The sequence below is a fragment of the Streptococcus sp. FSL L8-0526 genome (assembly GCF_038007145.1).
GTDB classification, from domain to species: domain Bacteria; phylum Bacillota; class Bacilli; order Lactobacillales; family Streptococcaceae; genus Streptococcus; species Streptococcus thermophilus.
On record NZ_JBBOWP010000001.1, the window covers coordinates 895588 to 914362 of the forward strand.

Here is an 18775-nt window from a genome sequence, read left to right on the forward strand (position 1 = left end):
TTAAAACGCATGTGTTGGACTTGTTGACCATCATTCCTTAAAATGAAATATTCACCTTCCTTTGTTTTTCAAGGCTGGAACGCTTTGATCGTTTGGAGAAAATCTCACGTTGAATTGGTCTAAGTAGTAAGTTTAAGCATAATTCAAATCGTATTAATCGTAGAAATGGTTTTCACTTTTTGTTTTCGGCTAATAGTATTATCATCCTTATCAGTAGCAGTATTATCGCCCGTGTGGAGCATCATAATTTTATAGATGATATTTGGTGATCTGTGGCAACAGTTACCACAGTAGGTTATGGGACATTGTCCCTAAAAACCTCGTAGGTAAGGCAGTTGCTATTGTGCTCATGTTTAGTGGAATTGCTACTCTGGGGTTGTTGACAGCTCTCTTAATAATATTTTTGTGCGTTCAGGTCGCTAAACTGAACGAAAAATAGCTGAGCTTGAGAAGGAGTTGGCTGAACAACGTGTCATTCTTGAGGAAATCAGAAGTACGGTGCTTGCTATGAGTAGGAAAATGAATAAGAACGACAACTAGGTTTTCTGTAGATTAAAGATTGTGCTTCCTATGATGGGGGTACTTTTTTGTCGCTATCTCGTATAGCCAGTAATCTCTCGAACTAGTCCTCTTTGTCAATTAGTCCAAAATTTGATAGAATGAACACTGTATACTTTTATTTGAGAGGTCCTTATGACCAAATTTAATTTTTTCTTAGTGGTGGAGGCTCTTCTTTTAACTCTAGGCTTAATCACCATCTTTAATAATGATATTATCCGTTTTATTTTCATACTGGTTTTGACCTTGTTGGCCGTTCGCTTTTTTAACAAGGAGTCCAAGAGCGACTTTGTCTTGACAATCTGCTTGATTTCACTTTTTTTGGTTTCCATGTGGAATATCTATGTGGTTCTTGCTATCTTAGTGGGTGTGGCCTATGTCATGATTAACCATTTTTCACAGGTCAAGAAAAAGAATCGCTATGCTCTCATTCAATTTAAGGAAGATGACTTGAATCTACAGGCTGTGCGAAATCAGTGGATTGGAACTCGTATGGAACCTGTCAGTGATCGCTATGACTTTGATGATATTAATATTATCCGTTTCTTTGGGACAGATGTGATTGATTTGACCCAGGTTATCGTTTCAGGTCGAGAAAATGTCGTCATTTTACAGAAACTTTATGGACCAACGACAATCTTGGTACCAATTGATATTTCCGTTAAGTTGAATATATCAGCTATCTATAGCTCTGTGACCTTCTTTGATGAAGATGAATACGACCTCCGTTACGAAAGCTTGACCTTGCAGGGGGCAGAGTATGAGCATGCCCATCGAACGCTTAAATTGATTCTCAATGTGGGAGCTGGACCAGTGGAGGTACGTCGTAAATGAAGAAACAGTACCTATTTTTAATCCTAACTTATTCAGTTGTTGTTTTAATTGGGGTTACCCTTGTGGTTATGGATAGCTTTAACCTCAACTTTTCATTGGTTTTCGGTAGTATCTCTCAGGTATTTCACTTCCTTTTTAACATGTTTTTTGTGGTTCTGAGTTTGCTCATTTTGCTGTATATTCTTTGGGCCATTGCAAATGATAATAGTATGCGTTCGGTCAATCAAGACTTGCATCGTATTATCAATAACCAACCTGTCAAACGTCAGGGAGATAGTGAGTTGGACAAGAATATGATGCGTCTATCTCATAAAATGCGTAAATTGACCAAGGATCTGCAAAAAACGGAAAATGCTCAGGCTTTGAAAAGTCGTGATATTATTAAGAAAGAGCGAGATCGCATTGCTCGAGATCTTCACGATACCGTTAGCCAGGAGCTTTTTGCGGCTAGTATGATTCTATCTGGTGTTTCTCAGATGGTGGACCAGCTAAGTAAGGAAGACTTACATCATCAGATTCAGGCAGTCGAGGCCTTGCTGACTGATGCTCAAAATGATATGCGTGTCTTGCTTTTGCACCTTCGTCCGACAGAACTTGAGAACAAGACTTTGCAGGAAGGCTTGCAGATGATTCTTAAAGAATTAACTGATAAATCCAATATTCGTGTTGTCTACAAGGATATGGTTAAGAAAGTGCCTAAGCGTATTGAAGATAATCTCTTTAGGATTGCCCAAGAGTTTATCTCTAATACCCTTAAGCACGCCAAGGCCAGCCAAATAGAGGTCTACCTCTATCAAAATAGTCAGGAAATTCAGTTAAAAATGCTAGATAATGGTGTTGGTTTTGATTTGAATGCCTCGACTGACGAGATGAGTTATGGGCTAAAAAATATCCAAGAGCGTGTTGATGAAATGGCGGGGACTGTGCAGTTCCTATCAGCTAAAGGTAAAGGGACGTCTATTGATGTTCGTGTGCCAATATTAAGAGGAGAAGACAATGTCGAATAAGATTAATGTGATTTTGGTAGATGACCATGAAATGGTTCGTTTAGGACTTAAGAGTTTCTTGAATCTCCAAGGAGATATAGAAGTGGTTGGAGAGGCAGGAAACGGCCGTGAGGGTGTCGATCTTGCCCTGGAGCTACGACCAGATGTCGTTGTTATGGACCTTGTTATGCCTGAGCTAGATGGTGTTCAGGCGACTTTGGAATTGCTCAAAGAATGGCCCGAAGCTAAGATTCTAGTTTTGACCAGCTATTTGGACAATGAAAAAATTTATCCAGTCATTGAAGCTGGCGCCAAAGGCTATATGCTTAAAACGAGCAGTGCAGCAGAGATTCTAAATAGTATCCGTAAGGTTTACCGTGGAGAGGAAGCTATCGAAACTGAGGTAGACAATAAGATTAAATACCACGATAGTCACCCGGACTTACATGATGACTTGACTGCGCGCGAACGTGATATCTTAGCCCTCCTAGCTAAAGGCTATGACAATCAAACCATTGCTAACGAACTTTTTATTTCTTTAAAAACCGTCAAGACTCATGTGTCTAATATCCTTGGGAAATTAAATGTTGATGACCGTACTCAGGCTGTAGTTTATGCCTTTAGACATCATCTGGTTTCACAGGATGATGAATAAATCTATTTTAGGAGTTGGAAAAGGTTAATTATGGCTGTGCAAATTATCTCTTATTTTAAGAGTCAACGTGTTTGACTTTATTTCTAGCAACATATATAATTAATCTGTCCTAAAACTTTTCTTTTTTCATATGAGGTTGCTTAAACCTCGAATCATCATCTAAGGTCACTTATATGATGAAATCTCCTAACTCCTAGCAATCGGTTATGCCGATTGTTTTTTTGAAAAAAGTTAAGAAAGGTATTGACAGACTCCTGATTTTTCTGTAAAATAATAAGAGTATTTTGGGGTATAGCCAAGCGGTAAGGCAAGGGACTTTGACTCCCTCATGCGTTGGTTCGAATCCAGCTACCCCAGTTCTATCTGAGGGTAGAGATACAGATTATGGTCCGTTGGTCAAGGGGTTAAGACACCGCCTTTTCACGGCGGTAACACGGGTTCGAATCCCGTACGGACTATAAGCACCAGCTGGAGAAAGCTGGTTTTTTTGTGTCCTTTTTGATAAAATAGAGGGGTTGAATGGTCTAAGCCAGACATTTTATATCGCTTTGAAATGAAGAATAATAAGAATCTAACCTGGTTTAAAATGCACGTTTTGAGATAGCCATCATGGGCTACTTGATAATTCGTTGACTCATAGTTCGATTTTAATAAGAAATAATAATAAGGAAGTTAAATGACATATTATAACGTTGGAAAGATTGTAAATACACAGGGATTGCAGGGTGAACTTCGTGTTTTGTCTGTAACAGATTTTGCGGACGAACGTTTTAAGAAGAAGAGTGTACTAGCTCTTTTTGATGACAAAGATAATTACATCATGGATGTTGAGGTTGCGAGTCACCGTAAGCATAAGAACTTTGATATCGTTAAGTTTAAAGGTCTTTACCATATCAATGATGTAGAAAAGTATAAGGGCTGTAGCCTAAAGATTGCTGAGGAAAATCTAACAGATCTTGATGATGGTGAATTTTACTATCATGAAATCATTGGTCTTGATGTCTATGAGGGTAATACGCTAATCGGTCAGGTTAAAGAGATTCTCCAACCGGGTGCTAATGATGTTTGGGTAGTGAAACGTAAAGGGAAAAAAGACCTGCTCTTGCCATATATTCCACCAGTGGTTCTTGATGTTGACGTTGCAGCGGGTCGTATTGAGGTTGAGCTCATGGAAGGATTAGACGATGAAGATTGATATCTTGACTCTATTTCCAGATATGTTTGCTCCTTTGGAACACTCCATTGTTGGTAAGGCAAAGGACAAGGGCATCCTAGAAATCAACTATCACAATTTCCGTGACAATGCGGAGAAGGCACGTCATGTAGATGATGAACCCTATGGTGGTGGACAAGGCATGTTGTTACGTGCTCAGCCAATTTTTGATACCTTTGATAAATTAAATGTGACTAAGCCTCGCGTTATTCTCCTAGATCCTGCAGGTCGTACCTTCAATCAGACCTATGCTGAGGAATTGGCGCAAGAAGAGGAATTAGTTTTTATCTGTGGCCATTATGAGGGCTATGATGAGCGTATCAAAACTTTAGTAACTGACGAAATATCACTAGGAGACTTTGTCTTGACTGGTGGAGAGCTAGTCGCTATGACTATTGTAGATGCCACTGTCCGCTTGATTCCTGAGGTTTTAGGAAAGGAAGCGAGTCACAAGGATGATAGTTTCTCATCAGGTCTTTTGGAGTTCCCACAGTATACTCGCCCAGCTGAATTTCGTGGCATGAAGGTGCCGGACGTACTCTTGTCGGGTCATCATGTTAATATTCGACGTTGGCGTATGGAGCAGAGCTTGCGAAAGACTTTGAAGCGTAGACCTGACCTCTTGGAAAACTATGACTTTACAGACGAAGAACGTCAGATTTTAGAAGAGATAAAATCAGAAGGAAAATAAAATGTCAGAAGAAAAGATATACGATATTACTATTATCGGTGGTGGACCAGTCGGCCTTTGGGCCGCCTTTTATGCCGGCCTACGTGGTATGACTGTAAATATTATCGAGAGTTTGTCAGAGCTTGGTGGTCAGCCTGCCATTCTCTACCCAGAAAAGAAAATCTATGATATCCCAGCCTTTCCTCAGACGACAGGTGCCGAATTGACAAAAAATCTCTTGATCCAGCTTAAGCGTTTTGAAGATCGTGTCAGCATTCACTTAAAAGAGGAAGTTCAAACTTTTGAAAAAACAGATGGTATCTTCACAATCGCTACTAGCAAGGGTCAACACTTGTCCAAGGCTATCGTCATTGCTTGTGGAAATGGTGCTTTTGCTCCACGTCCTTTAGGTGTGGACAATGAAGAAGATTTTGCGAACAATAACTTGTTATATAATGTGCATAGTCTGGACCAATTTGCTGGCAAGAAGGTTGTGATTGCTGGTGGCGGTGATTCAGCTGTTGACTGGGCCAATCACTTGGATGGTATTGCTGAGAGTGTGACCTTGATTCACCGTCGTGATGCCTTTCGTGCCCATGAGCATAGTGTGGAGCTTCTTTATCAATCATCAGTTAATGTGATGACACCTTATGTCCCCCTCAAAATTAAGGGTGAAAATGGTCATGCTCAAAGCTTGACTGTTCAGAGAGTGAAGTCGGATGAAGTTGTAGAATTGCCAATCGATGCCCTCATTGTTAGCTTTGGTTTCTCTACTAATAATAAGAACCTTCGTAACTGGAATGTCGACTACAAACGTTCTAGTATTACTGTTAATGCTCAGTTTGAAACTTCACAAGAAGGTGTCTATGCTATTGGTGGTGCGGCAGAATATGATGGTAAGATTGATTTGATTGCGGTTGGCATGGGTGAAGCTCCTATTGCTATCAACCAAGCTATTCAATATATTGAACCAGACGGTAAGAATCGTCCGGTTCACTCAACATCATTAATTGAAGAATAATTAAAAAAAGAAGAGATAAGTCACTCGAAGTGGGCGAACAAGGAGATTTTCTACTATTACCTTAGGAAAGTCTCAAAAGATGACCTTGTCTTCAATCTTAAGAGAGACTCGTCTCTCTTTTTTCGTGTCTAAAAACATGGTATAATACATTTATGGCTACAACGAAAAAAATGAAAAAAGGGGCGGCTTCTAAGAGTGGTAAGAAGCGTCTCACAAAAGCAGAATTAGACAGACAGAAGGCGATTAAGCGAATGCTATGGACCTTCTTTTTTGCCTTTGTCTTAATTTTCCCAGTTTTTCGATTAGGTTTCTTTGGGATTACGCTATATAATCTCTTTCGAGTGTTCGTGGGGAGTATGGCTTATCCCTTGATTTTTGCCATCTATATCTATCTCTTTGGTTTTAAATGGTTACGGAAACATAGTAACTACGTGACTGGATTTTGGATGGTCTTTGCAGGTCTTCTACTCGAGTTTCATGCCTTTCTCTTTAGTCTAGAACGCATGGATGGGCTGGATATTTTTCCGGGGACTAAGGATTTGCTTTTTGGGGATTTGGTGAGTGTTCAGGTGGCTCGTTTTGCGGGTGGTGGTATGTTGGGTGCACTCTTGTACAAGCCTATTTCCTTCCTCTTTTCAAATATTGGTAGCTTCTTGATTGGGGGCTTAATTATTCTATTGGGTGCTTTCATTTTTAGTCCTTGGGATGTTTTAGATATCATGGATTATGCAAAAGGCATCTGGCAGAGAGGTGCCGAGAAGCATTTGGAACGAACGGCCAAACGTCTGGAGAAGAAGGCGAAACGTCAGGCTCAGAAAGAGCGTGAAGCGCAAGAACGTGCCGAGAAAGAGCGTCTGGCCGATTTGATTGTCGACGAGGAGACGGGTGAAATCTTGGACGATGCTGCAGAAGAGTTACCACAAGAAGCCGAGATTTTTGAACCTGAAATCAGTGATTATGCCTCTGAGGATTATTATGATAATCCGCCTCCAGGGGATCGTGAGGATTTCCAAGATAGTTATATTCCCTATCCGGAGGAATTGCCAACCGAAGAATTCCCACCATCTATGGTGGTTGAGGGAGATGATGCTCCTGTTGAGGTTGATTTTACACCGAAGGAACTCCTACAGTATAAACTTCCTGATATAGATCTCTTTGCACCTGATAAACCAAAGAGTCAGTCTAAAGAGAAAAACATTGTTCGTAAGAATATTCGAATCTTAGAAGATACTTTCAAAAGTTTCAACATTGATGTCAAGATTGAGCGGGCTGAGATTGGACCGTCTGTAACCAAGTATGAGGTCAAGCCTGCTGTTGGGGTCCGAGTCAATCGTATCTCTAATTTAGCAGATGACTTGGCTCTGGCTCTTGCTGCAAAAGATGTCCGTATTGAGGCACCTATACCTGGAAAATCTTTGGTTGGTATCGAAGTGCCTAATTCCGAGATAGCAACAGTTTCTTTCCGTGAACTTTGGGAACAGTCTAAGACGGATCCTAATAAGCTCTTGGAAGTTCCTCTTGGTAAGGCGGTTGATGGTTCGGCTCGTAGCTTTGACCTAGGTCGTATGCCTCACTTGTTAGTGGCTGGATCAACTGGTTCTGGTAAATCTGTTGCGGTTAATGGAATCATCTCTAGTATTCTGATGAAGGCTCGCCCAGACCAGGTTAAGTTCCTCATGATCGATCCTAAGATGGTTGAACTTTCTGTTTACAACGATATTCCTCATCTCCTTATTCCTGTGGTGACCAATCCACGTAAGGCCGCCAAGGCTCTTCAAAAAGTAGTTGATGAGATGGAAAATCGTTACGAACTTTTTAGTAAGTTTGGCGTGCGTAACATCGCAGGCTATAATTCCAAGGTTGAGGACTGGAATGCCAAGTCGCAAGAGAAACAGATTCCCTTGCCTTTGATTGTGATTATCGTTGATGAGTTGGCTGACTTGATGATGGTGGCCAGTAAGGAAGTGGAAGATGCCATCATCCGTCTGGGACAAAAGGCACGCGCGGCTGGAATTCACATGATTCTTGCAACCCAACGTCCATCAGTTGATGTTATCTCTGGCTTGATTAAGGCCAATGTGCCATCTCGTGTGGCCTTTGCTGTGTCTTCTGGAACAGATAGTCGTACCATTTTAGATGAAAATGGGGCAGAAAAACTACTTGGACGCGGGGATATGCTTTTCAAACCGATTGATGAGAATCATCCTGTTCGTTTGCAAGGGTCCTTCATTTCAGATGATGACGTGGAACGTATTGTGACCTTTATTAAGGGGCAGGCTTCAGCTAACTATGACGAGAGCTTTGATCCTGGTGAAGTTTCAGAGAATGATTTTGGTAGTGGTTCATCCACTAATAGTGGTAGCTTGGAAGGAGATCCTCTCTTCGAAGAAGCGAAAGCATTGGTATTGGAAACACAAAAAGCTAGCGCTTCCATGCTTCAGCGTCGTCTGTCGGTCGGATTTAACCGTGCTACTCGCTTGATGGAAGAACTAGAAGAAGCCAGAGTGATTGGACCTGCTGAAGGCACTAAGCCACGTAAGGTTTTGATGACTCAAGAGTGATGATGGGAAAAGTACTACCCACCATTTACACATGTTTTAAATATAATAAAAGGATGTGAGATAACTGTTTCGGCGCAAATTTTCGGCTCCTTGTCAACTGTAGTGGGTTACGAAAAGCTAACATCTAGAGAGGACCGGATAGGTTTTCTCTTTTTGTATGTTCAGAGTGATGAAGACACGTTTCTTAAAGTTGATGAAGTTTCTAAAACCAAAGCCCAACCGTTTGATGTCTTTAATCAACTTGTTAGTCGCTTCGAGTTTTGCGTTTGAATAGTCTGTTTCTAGCACATTCTTGATGGATTTCTTGTGTCTAAGAAAAGTCCTAAAGACAGTTTGAAAGTAATGATTGACGACGTTTAAGTTTTCTTGAATGAGCTCAAAAAACTCATCTACTCTTTTTTCCTGATAGTGAAAAAGTAAAAGCTGATAAAGTTTGTAGGCATTAGCGATCTCTTCTGAAAAGACCAATGTCTTCTCAATGATTTCATGTGGTACTAAAGTTTGTCTGAAGGTCTTTGAATAGAAGGAGTTGAGAGATAGCTTACGACTGTCCTTTTGAAAAAGTCGCCAGTGATTTTTTAAATCTCAATAAGGTAGTGAATTCTTATTAAACTGGTTCATAATGGCAATTCTTGTCTTTAAAAAGGCACGTTCAAGGTGCTGGATAATGTGAAATCGATCAGGAACGATTTTGGTGTTAGGAAAGAGTTTGCGAGCCAGTGGAATATAAGCTCCAGACATATCCATCGTGATAAATTGTACCTGTTGTCGGATTTCCAATGGATACTTCAAAAAGTAGTTTCGTATAGTAGTTTGACGGTGATTATCAAGGATAGTTATGAGTTTGGTTTCAACAAAAGCGAGTTCACCTTTCTTGAAACCAAACTCATCCCAGGACATAACCCTTGGGAGTTTATCAAAATGTTCCTTGAAAGAAAACTGATCAAGCTTACGATAGACAGTGGATGTCGACACACGAAGTCTTCTGGCAATATCCGTTAGTGACATCTTCTCAGTTAGGAGTTGTGAGACCTTTTGACGGACTAGATTTGAGATTTGGCAATTTTTCTCAACGATTGATGTCTTAGCCACCGTGATTCTCCTACAATTTTTACACTGGAAGCGACGCTTTTTAAGACGTAGTAGTGTCGGCATTCCCGCTTGTTCGAGAAGAGGGTTTTTAGAAGGTTTTTGAAAGTCATATTGTCTACATTCAAAAAGCTCTATAATCTCTACAGTGGTTTTACCCACTACAGAAATTATAGAGCCATAATAAAGGTGCTTTTAGGTTCCTAAAGTTACAGCTATTAAGTTTGACCAGCCACTATTTCTGGAAAAAGTTTATCTAGGATTTTAGTAGTGATAGCTTGGCCAGGACCCTCAGCACAGTAGGTGTGCATATACATCGAAGGGTTAAAGTTGAGCTCAATGCAGGTGCAATGAGGATTTTCCTTGGTGGCAATTTGAGTTTCATCTGGAATTATCAGATCAACCCCGCAAGCCCAGGCGCCCATGCTAGTTGCCATGGCTGCGGCTAATTCTTGGTAAGAGGAATCCATGGTCTCAGTGACATCAATAGAGTCACCACCTGTAGAGATGTTGGAATTACGACGCAGATTGACCTTTTTTCCTTCTGGGAGAATATCATCAGGTGTATAACCCTGTTGAGCTAACATTAGTTGTTCGATGTCTCCTAGCTCAATGATTTCCAGAGGTGACCGGTGATCACGGCCACGCAATGGATTAGCATTTTTCTGAGCGACTAGTTCACGAATGGTGTGTTTGCCATCACCAATAACATTGGCAGCGACACGCAGAAGCACAGCCTCACAACGCCCATCCAAGATGAAGAAACGGTATTCGGTTCCTGGAATAAATTCTTCAACAAGGACAGAGGTATCTTCTGCGAAAGCAATTTCAAGGGCTTTTTGATAGTTGTCAAGACTGGCAGGTTCTTGGAAAATGGAAATTCCCAGACCAAAGTTAGTTGACTTGGGTTTGACAACAATTTGCTTATCCTTGATAAGAGGGTAGTAGGCAAGTCCTTCCTCAAGACTGGTAAATTCGTCTCCTGAAGGAACTGGAAAGCCAGCATCTGCTAGAATCTTCTTGGTTACGGTCTTATTAGCCATAGCAAGGGGAACCACGTAGTTGTCTTTTGAGGTCATGTTACCGTTTTTGACGTATTCAACATGGTCTTGGTGCCAAAGTTTTAGGAATTGATCTTGCTCATCCAATATTTCAAAGTGAATCCCCTTTTGGATGGCATCAAAGAGCAACATCTGGGTGGAGAGTTCCATCTCTTCATAGCCCTTGAGAGCATAGTGGGCAGTCCAGTCGTAATCATGATAGGCAAGAGCCTTGTTTAAAGCAAATTCGGCTAGAGATTTGTCTTTGATATAGGGTAAGAGCTGGGCAGAGAGCGTTTGATTTGGATCCGCAAAGGCTGCCTTAACTTGTTTAACCAGATCTTGATGATAGTCACCAAGTCCAAAGTGTTGCACCAGTTGGTCTAGGGCAGTTACAATGTCCTGAGTTTTAGCCTCCGAAGGTAGAGGTTCTAGAGGATGAGAGAGGGCAATTTTCTCATTTAGCGCGTGGCCTTGTGCAAGAGCTTGGTCGACATTTTCAGGGCTATCAAGCCAAAGGAAGGCTAAAATGAGTAAGTGCACAGTGTCCATAGTAGTCTGACTAATACCGATACGCTCAAAAGGGTTAAGGTCGAAATTACGGAACTCTAGGTAGGTGATTCCCTTGTCAAGGAAGGAACAATTAACCTTTTGTCCACGGAAACGAACAGCTGAGTAAAATTCTTTCTCTGCAATCAAATCTCCTTGTTCGATATAGGTTTCAATGGCTGAGACATAATCTTCTAGACTTGCAAAGGATACTTGAATCTCTTCCTTATTGACATAGCCGTGGTCACTGTTACGGAAGGAACGCACAGGTTCTGGAACTTCCTGGTCAAAGAAACCTTGTTCGGCGATGGGTGAGGCCCCAAAGAGATAGGTAATCACCCAACGGTAGCGCAAGTAGTTCTGAGCCAGCTTAAGATAGAGGGCGTTTTTGAAGGCAATCATATCGGTCTGATCACTTTCTTGGAACAAGGCCTCAACTAAATCTTTACCCAGTTCCATATTATAGTGGATACCTGAGATAGCTTGTAGTTTAGTTCCGTATTTTTCAGCCAAATAGTTACGATAATGGCGTTCGAAGTCATTTTCCAGTTGAGCAACTTGAATCTCCTCTGCCTTTAGACGAGGTGGCATGGACAAAGGCCAGAGAACCTCGTCTGTAGCAATAGAGCGGCCAGCTACATCAGTAATAGCTCCCAGAAATCGGCGAGCCTCAGTAGTAGATTTGGCAACTGGTGTGATGAGTTCCATCTGAAACTCGCAAAAATCAGTCTGAATATAGGGGTGGAAACTACGAGCTCCTAGACAGGATGGGTGAGGTGTATGCACCAGTTGTCCTTGCCTATCGACACGTAGACTCTCGCGCTCGATTCCAAAATTAGCTTGGAGAATAGGGCTGGTAGCTTCCAGTTTTTGAAGCAGTTGGTTTAATGTCATAGAATCACCTTTTCATCTAATGTTAGTGATAGTCTATTATAAATAGGAACAGAAAACAAATTTCTGCTACGGTTAAGAGGAATTTCCGAATATTTTGAATGAGTTTGTGAAAAATGAACAGATTTCAATCAAAATATTCGGAAATTAGAACAATTCTCAGTTACATAAAATTTTACTTGCAATTTAAATCAAATTAGCCTATACTAGTGAAGTATATATGAGAACGAAAGAATCCCTAGGGTAATGCCCTCAGGGACTTTTGTATGCCTTCAAAAGGGTATAACCGTTCTTTTATAGATAAAATATGAGCATTTAGCTGGATATTTTAAATGTTTCCTTTGAATAGAGCAGACATTTTTTTCATAGTGGCAGTAGTTAACCAATAGTCTAGGTCTTGTTGAGAACAAAGTAATAATCTCATAAGTCACCCTGTTCTTGAGAACAAAGTAATAATCTCATAAGTCACCCTGTTCGCCCAGCGATACTTTCACTGTGATGACTTGGAGAACTCGCTTTATCTATCACTGAATGAAACACGCTCTGCACAGAGTAGGCGATATTTTTCACCGTGGTAGTAGTTATAGAAGTCAAAAGACTTCTATAACACGGAAGTTTTGAGACTGAGGATCAAAACTTAGCTATGAGATTTCGACGGAAGCTGCTAGCGTCCGAAGCCACTTAAGAATAATATCAAAAAATAAAAGAAAAACAACTAAAACGGAGATAATTATGTTTCAAACTCTTATCGCCCAGATAAAGGAATACAAGAAACCCTCACTTCTAGCGTCCCTCTTTGTGGCGCTAGAAGTCATGTTCGAGATTTCTATTCCCTTTGTCATGGCTAATCTTTTGGACAAAGGTGTCCAACAATCCAACATGTCTAACATTTGGTTCTATGGTGGTCTTATGTTGGTTTGCGCCTTTCTATCCTTATTCTGTGGTATGCAGTCGGCTCGCTATGCGGCCGTTGCTTCTGCTGGGTTTGCTAAGAATCTACGTCAGGCCATTTTCAAGAAGGTTCAAACTTTCTCTTTTGAAAACCTTGATAAGTTCTCAGCTGGTGGTCTGGTAACGCGTATGATGACTGATGTTACCAACATTCAGAACTCTTATCAAATGATTATCCGAATCTGTGTGCGTGCACCACTCAACCTGATTTTCGCCATTACTGCTAGTTTCCTTATTAATGCTCAGATGGCTTGGATTTTCGTTGGCGTAACACTCTTCCTTGGTGTGGTTTTGGCCATTATTACCAAAATCGCACACCCCCTCTTTACTCAAGTGTTTGAGGCTTATGATAATCTCAACAACAGCATCAAGGAAAATATCACCAATATTCGTGTGGTGAAATCCTATGTTAAGGAGCAGGAAGAGACTGACAAATTCAAAAAGGCTTCACGTCGCATTTATCAAATGTTTATGCGTGCTATTCGTGTGGTTGTCATGTCTAACCCAGCCATGATGTTGTCAATGTATGCCTCTTTCCTTATGATTTTTTGGCTTGGGGCCCACCTTATCGTTGTTGGCAACCTATCTATAGGTGAATTGTCCTCCATGTTCAGTTACACCATGACTATCCTTATCTCACTCATGATGTTCATGATGATTTTTGTCATGTTGTCTATTTCTATGGCTTCTGTAGAACGTATTGATGAAGTTCTTAGCACTGAAGCAACCATCGTTTCACCTGAAAATGGTTTGACAGAAGTTACAGATGGTTCAATCAGCTTTGACCATGTGGACTTCTCATATACGGATAAAAATGGTGACAAGACCCCTGTCCTCAAAGATATTACGCTTGATATTAAGTCTGGTGAGGTTGTCGGAATCCTTGGTGGAACGGGTTCAGGAAAATCTAGTTTGGTTCAGCTGATTCCTCGTTTTTACGATGTGGAAGCTGGTCAAGTGAAGGTTGCTGGCCACAATGTTAAGGACTACGATTTGGATAGCTTACGTAAGCAAGTTGCATTGGTTCTTCAAACCAATATCCTTTTTTCAGGCACCATTAAGGAAAATATGCGTTGGGGCAACAAACAAGCGACTGATGAAGAAATCATTGAAGCTTGTAAGATTGCCCAAGCCGATGAATTTATTCAAGAGTTTAAGGATGGCTATGACACTAAGATTGAACGTGGTGGGGCCAATGTCTCAGGGGGACAACGTCAACGTCTTTGTATCGCACGTGCCCTCCTCATGAATCCGAAAATCCTGATTCTGGATGATTCGACATCGGCAGTCGATACCAAGACAGATAGTTTGATCCGTCAAGGTATTGCTTCAAGTCTTAAGAACACGACTAAAATCATCATCAGTCAACGGATTTCATCTATCCAAGATGCGGACCGTATCATTGTTATGAATGATGGCTATATCGATGCTATTGGTACTCATGATGACTTGTTGGCTAATAATGCCATCTATCGTGACATTTACAAGATGCAAACACAAGGAAAAGGGGTAGCAGATGCAGAATAATAAAAAAGCCAGCTGGGGCTCACTAGCACGACTGCTACGCTTTTTGTGGCAAGACTACAAGCTTTCACTTAGTATCTCCTTTGTCCTCATTGTTGTGTCTTCTTTGGCAACGGTCAATTTAACGGCTTCAATTCAGTCTTTGGTTGACGTTTACGTTCAACCCATGCTCAAATCTGGTAGCCATGACTTTGGGCCACTGTTACGTTTCTTGACTTCAGTGGCTGTCTTCTGCCTTATCGGTGTGGTTGCCAACTATGTGGCTTCTCTCCTCATGGCAACGATTTCGCAAGATTCCCTACGTTCCCTTCGTAATCAGCTCTTTGCTCACATGCAAAAGCTTCCGGTTCGCTATTTTGACACTCACCAACATGGGGATATCATGTCGATCTATACCAACGACATTGATGCTCTTCGTCAGGCTGTCGAACAATCTATTCCACAGTTGCTACAAACGACCATTACCATTATTGGTGTGACGGTGACCATGCTTACGGTCAGTCCCCTCCTCTTTATCGTGGTTCTAATCATGGTAGGTATCATGTTTATGGTCATCAAAAATATATCAGCTAAATCTGGTCGATACTTCGGTGAACAACAAAAGAATCTAGGGATTGAGAATGGTTTTATCGAAGAAATGATGTCTGGTCAAAAGGTAGTCAAGGCTTTTGTTCATGAAGAAGAAAGTATGGCTGACTTTGATAAGATTAATGAACAGCTCTTCGAATCATCATACTTGGCCAATCGCTATACCAATGTTCTCATGCCCATTCTTGGGAACTTAGGAAATGTTTCCTTTGTTTTGACTGCCTTGGTTGGTGGGGTATTTGCTCTAAATGGTGTCGGTAGTTTGACTATCGGTGGTCTCATGGCCTTCCTACAATTGAATCGTTCTTTCAATGGTCCTATTACTCAGGTGTCTCAACAACTTAACTTTGTTCTTATGGCGCTTGCTGGTGCAGACCGTATCTTTGACCTTTTGGATGAAGCAGAAGAAGTTGACCAAGGTAAGGTCACTTTGGTCAACTACGAATTGGTAGATGGTCAAATGGTTATGACAGACAAGAATACCAATCTTTGGGCTTGGAAACACCCCCGTCCAAATGGCAACTATAAATTGATCGAATTGGTCGGAAATATAGTCTTCCAAGATGTTGACTTCTCTTACGATGGTAAGAAACAAATCCTTCATGACATTAATCTCCATGCAGACAAGGGGGAAAAGGTTGCCTTTGTCGGTGCGACAGGTGCAGGTAAGACGACAATTACCAACTTGATTAATCGTTTCTACGACATCCAATCTGGTGTGATTACTTATGATGGCATCGATGTGAAACTGATTAAAAAAGATTCTCTTCGTCGATCACTTGGTATCGTACTTCAAGATACGCATCTCTTCACAAGGACTATCGCTGAAAATATTGCCTACGGCCGTGCGGATGCGACTCGCGAGGAAATTCTTGAAGCTGCTCGTATTGCTAACGTGGATTCTTTTGTGCAACATTTGGACAATGGTTACGATACTGTTCTTACAGATGATGGGGCAGGCTTGTCTAATGGACAACGTCAGCTGATTGCCATTGCGCGTGCTGCCCTTGCCAATGCACCGGTTCTCATCCTTGATGAAGCAACATCTTCGATTGACTCTCGTACTGAAAAAATGGTACAAGAGGGGATGGACCGGCTTATGGAAGGACGTACGGTCTTCGTTATCGCCCACCGTCTTTCAACCATCGTTAACTCTGACGTTATCATGGTTATGGATCATGGACGTATCATTGAACGTGGTGACCATGATACCCTTATGAAACAAGGTGGTATCTACTACCGACTTTATACTGGCGGTCTTGAAATTGATTAATATGTAAAAGGTTTCTTTTGAGTTTTCTCTTGTAAAAACGATAGATTTGATCTCTTAAATCTCAACTTCTTCTAAACCGTGTGCGTCCAGGCGATATATTTTTTGACAAACTTGTCTGAGGTAGTTGACATCATGTAATACTGTAAGAAGTGCACCTGGATAGTTCTCGAAGAGCTGTCGGACTTGGGGTTGTGAGGTGGGTGAAAAATTTCTGGTTGGTTCATCTAAGATCAAGAGTTGAGGGCTTTCTATGACGATGTGCAGTAGGAGTAGTTTTCCTTTTTGGCCACCAGATAGGCCAGCGATTGAAGGCACTGCACCTATAAAATGAGACACAAGAAAACACTCTTGTTGAATTCTGGTAAACTAGAAACAGGAGTGTTTTGTTATGGTCAAAAAAAGCATATTCAGTAGAAACTAATCTAGCCTGTATCGAATGATTCTATTCTGTTCTCAAATATGAAACCTTCTATCTCCATAAGTGAAGAAACTTAACTAAAGATAGTATAACAGATATTGTTAAAATTACATCATATTAATTGAAATTGGCTCTAAGGAAAATAATATCAGTGGCTCAAGAACATATGATTCTTTCGGTGAAGTTCTAGCGAAATATACTAAATCTGGGGATTTAAACGACTTCCTCAACTACAATCGAAAACTTTTTACGACTATCGACAATATGAATGATTGGTTTATCGATGCCACTAAGGATAAGGTCTACGTTGTAGAAAAGGCGTCTCAAAATGAAGGTGTTGGCGAGCACAAGTATCGTGCTTAAGATAACTTAACACGTGGTCTACACAGAAAAATGATTCTACCATTATTGAATCTTGATAAGACAGAGATGTTCTTGATTTCAACCTATTACACCATGTCTTATGGAACAGATAACAAGTACAATACGACTCTTGAAAAATTGAAATCTGAGATTGATTTAGCTGCCCAACGTCAAATCAAACTACCTTGATTTCTGGCATAGATTGGCTACAGACAAAGTTAAAAACAGGTTGTTCAAAGATATTGTCAATCCTGTCTGGGAAGGTTTCTATGTCTAGGGTCATGGTTGGCCAGGTTGGCCAGAGCGTTACGGCCAATTCAAGAACAGTACGGAAGTCTATGCGCCAATTCGTGAAATCTATGGTCCAGTTGGTGTGTACTATGGAGACAATGGAGCCATGGCTGGTGCCTATGCTGCTATCTATGAAAATCCATATGATAATCGTGCCAAGGTTACTTACGTCATGTCTAACATGATTAGTGAGTATGGTGCTTCGGCCCTCACGCATGAAACTACCCACCTCAATGACCATATTGCCTACTTTGGAGATTATGATCGTCGTGAAGGAACAGACGTTGAAGCTTATGCCCAAGGTCTTCTTCAATCACCAGCTACTCAGGGGCATCAAGGTGGATACGGTGCCTTAGGACTGAACATGGCCTTCGAAAGAGAAAACGACGGTAATCAATGGTACAACACTAATCCAAACAAGTTGAACTCACGTGAAGCCATCGACCGTTACATGAAGGGTTACAACGATACCCTCATGCTTCTTGACTCACTTGAAGGGGAAGCAGTCCTCAGTCAAGGAAATCAGGACCTCAATAACGCATGGTTCAAGAAGGTAGATAAACAGTTACGAGGTAACAGTAAAAATCAATACGACCAGGTTCGTTCTCTAAGTGATAGTGAAAAGGCTATTAACTTGACTTCTGTTGATGACCTTGTAGATAATAACTTTATGACCAATCGTGGTCCTGGGAATGGTGTCTATAAACCAGATGATTTCTCTTCTGCCTATGTCAATGTCCCTATGATGTCTGCTATTTATGGTGGTAATACCAGTGAGGGATCTCCAGGAGCTATGTCCTTCAAGCATAACACCTTCAGACTCTGGGGTTACTATGGCTATGAAAAAGGCTTCCTAGGTTATGCAACTAACAAGTATAAACAAGAAGCAAAAGCGGCTAGTAAGGACACCCTTGGAGACGACTTTATCATTAGCAAGATTTCTGATGGTCAGTTCAACTTACTAGAAGACTTCAAGAAGGCCTATTTCAAAGAAGTGAAAGACAAATCATCACATGGTTTGACGACAGTTGCAATTGACGGTACAACAATAAGCTCTTATGATGGTTTATTAGCCTTGTTTAAAGCTGCAGTAGCAAAAGATGCTGCAACTATTAAAACAGAAAATAAGGGGAATAAATCTGTGTCAACAAGTCATACGACGAAACTCAAAGAAGCTGTCTATAAGAAACTCCTACAAGAGACAGATAGTTTCACAAGTTCTATTTTCAAATAATAGATGAAAGAATTCCCTTTGGCGAAAATGAATTGCACCCCAAAAAGTTAGACAGAGAAGATCTAA

The 18775-nt window shown here is 41.0% G+C and carries 10 protein-coding genes, 2 tRNA genes and 3 pseudogenes; 12 read left to right on the top strand and 3 right to left on the bottom strand.

All coding sequences use genetic code 11. The features are described from left to right. Positions 1-693: 693 nt before the first annotated feature. The 9 genes from liaF to NSQ85_RS04820 all read left to right on the top strand — a co-directional run bounded on the left by liaF (position 694) and on the right by NSQ85_RS04820 (position 8498). The gene (liaF, locus tag NSQ85_RS04780) at positions 694-1392 is read left to right on the top strand and encodes a cell wall-active antibiotics response protein LiaF (protein ID WP_179972075.1); all 699 of its coding nucleotides are present in this window, start codon (positions 694-696) and stop codon (positions 1390-1392) included. Next, complete coding sequence (locus tag NSQ85_RS04785) at positions 1389-2399, top strand: sensor histidine kinase (protein ID WP_179973869.1); 1011 nt, start codon at positions 1389-1391, stop codon at positions 2397-2399. The genes liaF and NSQ85_RS04785 overlap by 4 nt, the downstream gene beginning before the upstream one ends. Next, complete coding sequence (locus NSQ85_RS04790) at positions 2389-3033, top strand: response regulator transcription factor (RefSeq protein WP_022496266.1); 645 nt, start codon at positions 2389-2391, stop codon at positions 3031-3033. The genes NSQ85_RS04785 and NSQ85_RS04790 overlap by 11 nt, the downstream gene beginning before the upstream one ends. Before the next feature lie 285 nt (positions 3034-3318). Then, positions 3319-3390 (top strand) — tRNA-Gln (locus NSQ85_RS04795). A gap of 29 nt (positions 3391-3419) precedes the next feature. Continuing rightward, positions 3420-3491: transfer RNA gene (locus tag NSQ85_RS04800), tRNA-Glu, on the top strand. 218 nt (positions 3492-3709) lie between these two features. Further along, positions 3710-4228 carry a ribosome maturation factor RimM gene (gene rimM / locus NSQ85_RS04805; protein ID WP_011226286.1) on the top strand — a complete coding sequence of 173 codons (519 nt, stop codon included), beginning with the start codon at positions 3710-3712 and terminating at the stop codon, positions 4226-4228. Then, positions 4218-4937 carry a tRNA (guanosine(37)-N1)-methyltransferase TrmD gene (gene trmD / locus NSQ85_RS04810; RefSeq protein WP_179973868.1) on the top strand — a complete coding sequence of 240 codons (720 nt, stop codon included), beginning with the start codon at positions 4218-4220 and terminating at the stop codon, positions 4935-4937. Before rimM ends, trmD begins: the two co-directional genes overlap by 11 nt. Position 4938: 1 nt before the next feature. Beyond that, positions 4939-5937: an NAD(P)/FAD-dependent oxidoreductase gene (locus tag NSQ85_RS04815; RefSeq protein ID WP_179972073.1), complete on the top strand. Its 999-nt coding sequence runs from the start codon at positions 4939-4941 to the stop codon at positions 5935-5937. Positions 5938-6089: 152 nt separating this feature from the next. Next, positions 6090-8498: a DNA translocase FtsK gene (locus NSQ85_RS04820; protein ID WP_179973867.1), complete on the top strand. Its 2409-nt coding sequence runs from the start codon at positions 6090-6092 to the stop codon at positions 8496-8498. Positions 8499-8622: 124 nt separating this feature from the next. Here the strand turns inward: NSQ85_RS04820 and NSQ85_RS04825 are convergent. Beyond that, positions 8623-9704, bottom strand: a pseudogene (locus NSQ85_RS04825) (ISL3 family transposase); the annotation flags it as partial. A 101-nt stretch (positions 9705-9805) separates the two neighbouring features. Then, positions 9806-12070 (bottom strand): bifunctional glutamate--cysteine ligase GshA/glutathione synthetase GshB, encoded by a 2265-nt coding sequence (gene gshAB / locus NSQ85_RS04830; RefSeq protein WP_179973866.1) that lies wholly within the window; start codon positions 12068-12070, stop codon positions 9806-9808. Positions 12071-12799: 729 nt separating this feature from the next. Here gshAB and NSQ85_RS04835 point away from each other — a divergent pair. Further along, positions 12800-14545, top strand: a complete 1746-nt coding sequence (locus tag NSQ85_RS04835; RefSeq protein WP_179972070.1) for an ABC transporter ATP-binding protein — start codon at positions 12800-12802, stop codon at positions 14543-14545. After that, the gene (locus NSQ85_RS04840; RefSeq protein ID WP_340781283.1) at positions 14535-16403 is read left to right on the top strand and encodes an ABC transporter ATP-binding protein; all 1869 of its coding nucleotides are present in this window, start codon (positions 14535-14537) and stop codon (positions 16401-16403) included. The genes NSQ85_RS04835 and NSQ85_RS04840 overlap by 11 nt, the downstream gene beginning before the upstream one ends. 54 nt (positions 16404-16457) lie before the next feature. Here the strand turns inward: NSQ85_RS04840 and NSQ85_RS04845 are convergent. Further along, positions 16458-16709: pseudogene (locus NSQ85_RS04845) on the bottom strand (ATP-binding cassette domain-containing protein); the annotation flags it as partial. A gap of 229 nt (positions 16710-16938) precedes the next feature. Here NSQ85_RS04845 and NSQ85_RS04850 point away from each other — a divergent pair. After that, positions 16939-18709 (top strand): annotated as a pseudogene (locus tag NSQ85_RS04850) (ZmpA/ZmpB/ZmpC family metallo-endopeptidase); the annotation flags it as partial. Positions 18710-18775 lie beyond the last annotated feature (66 nt).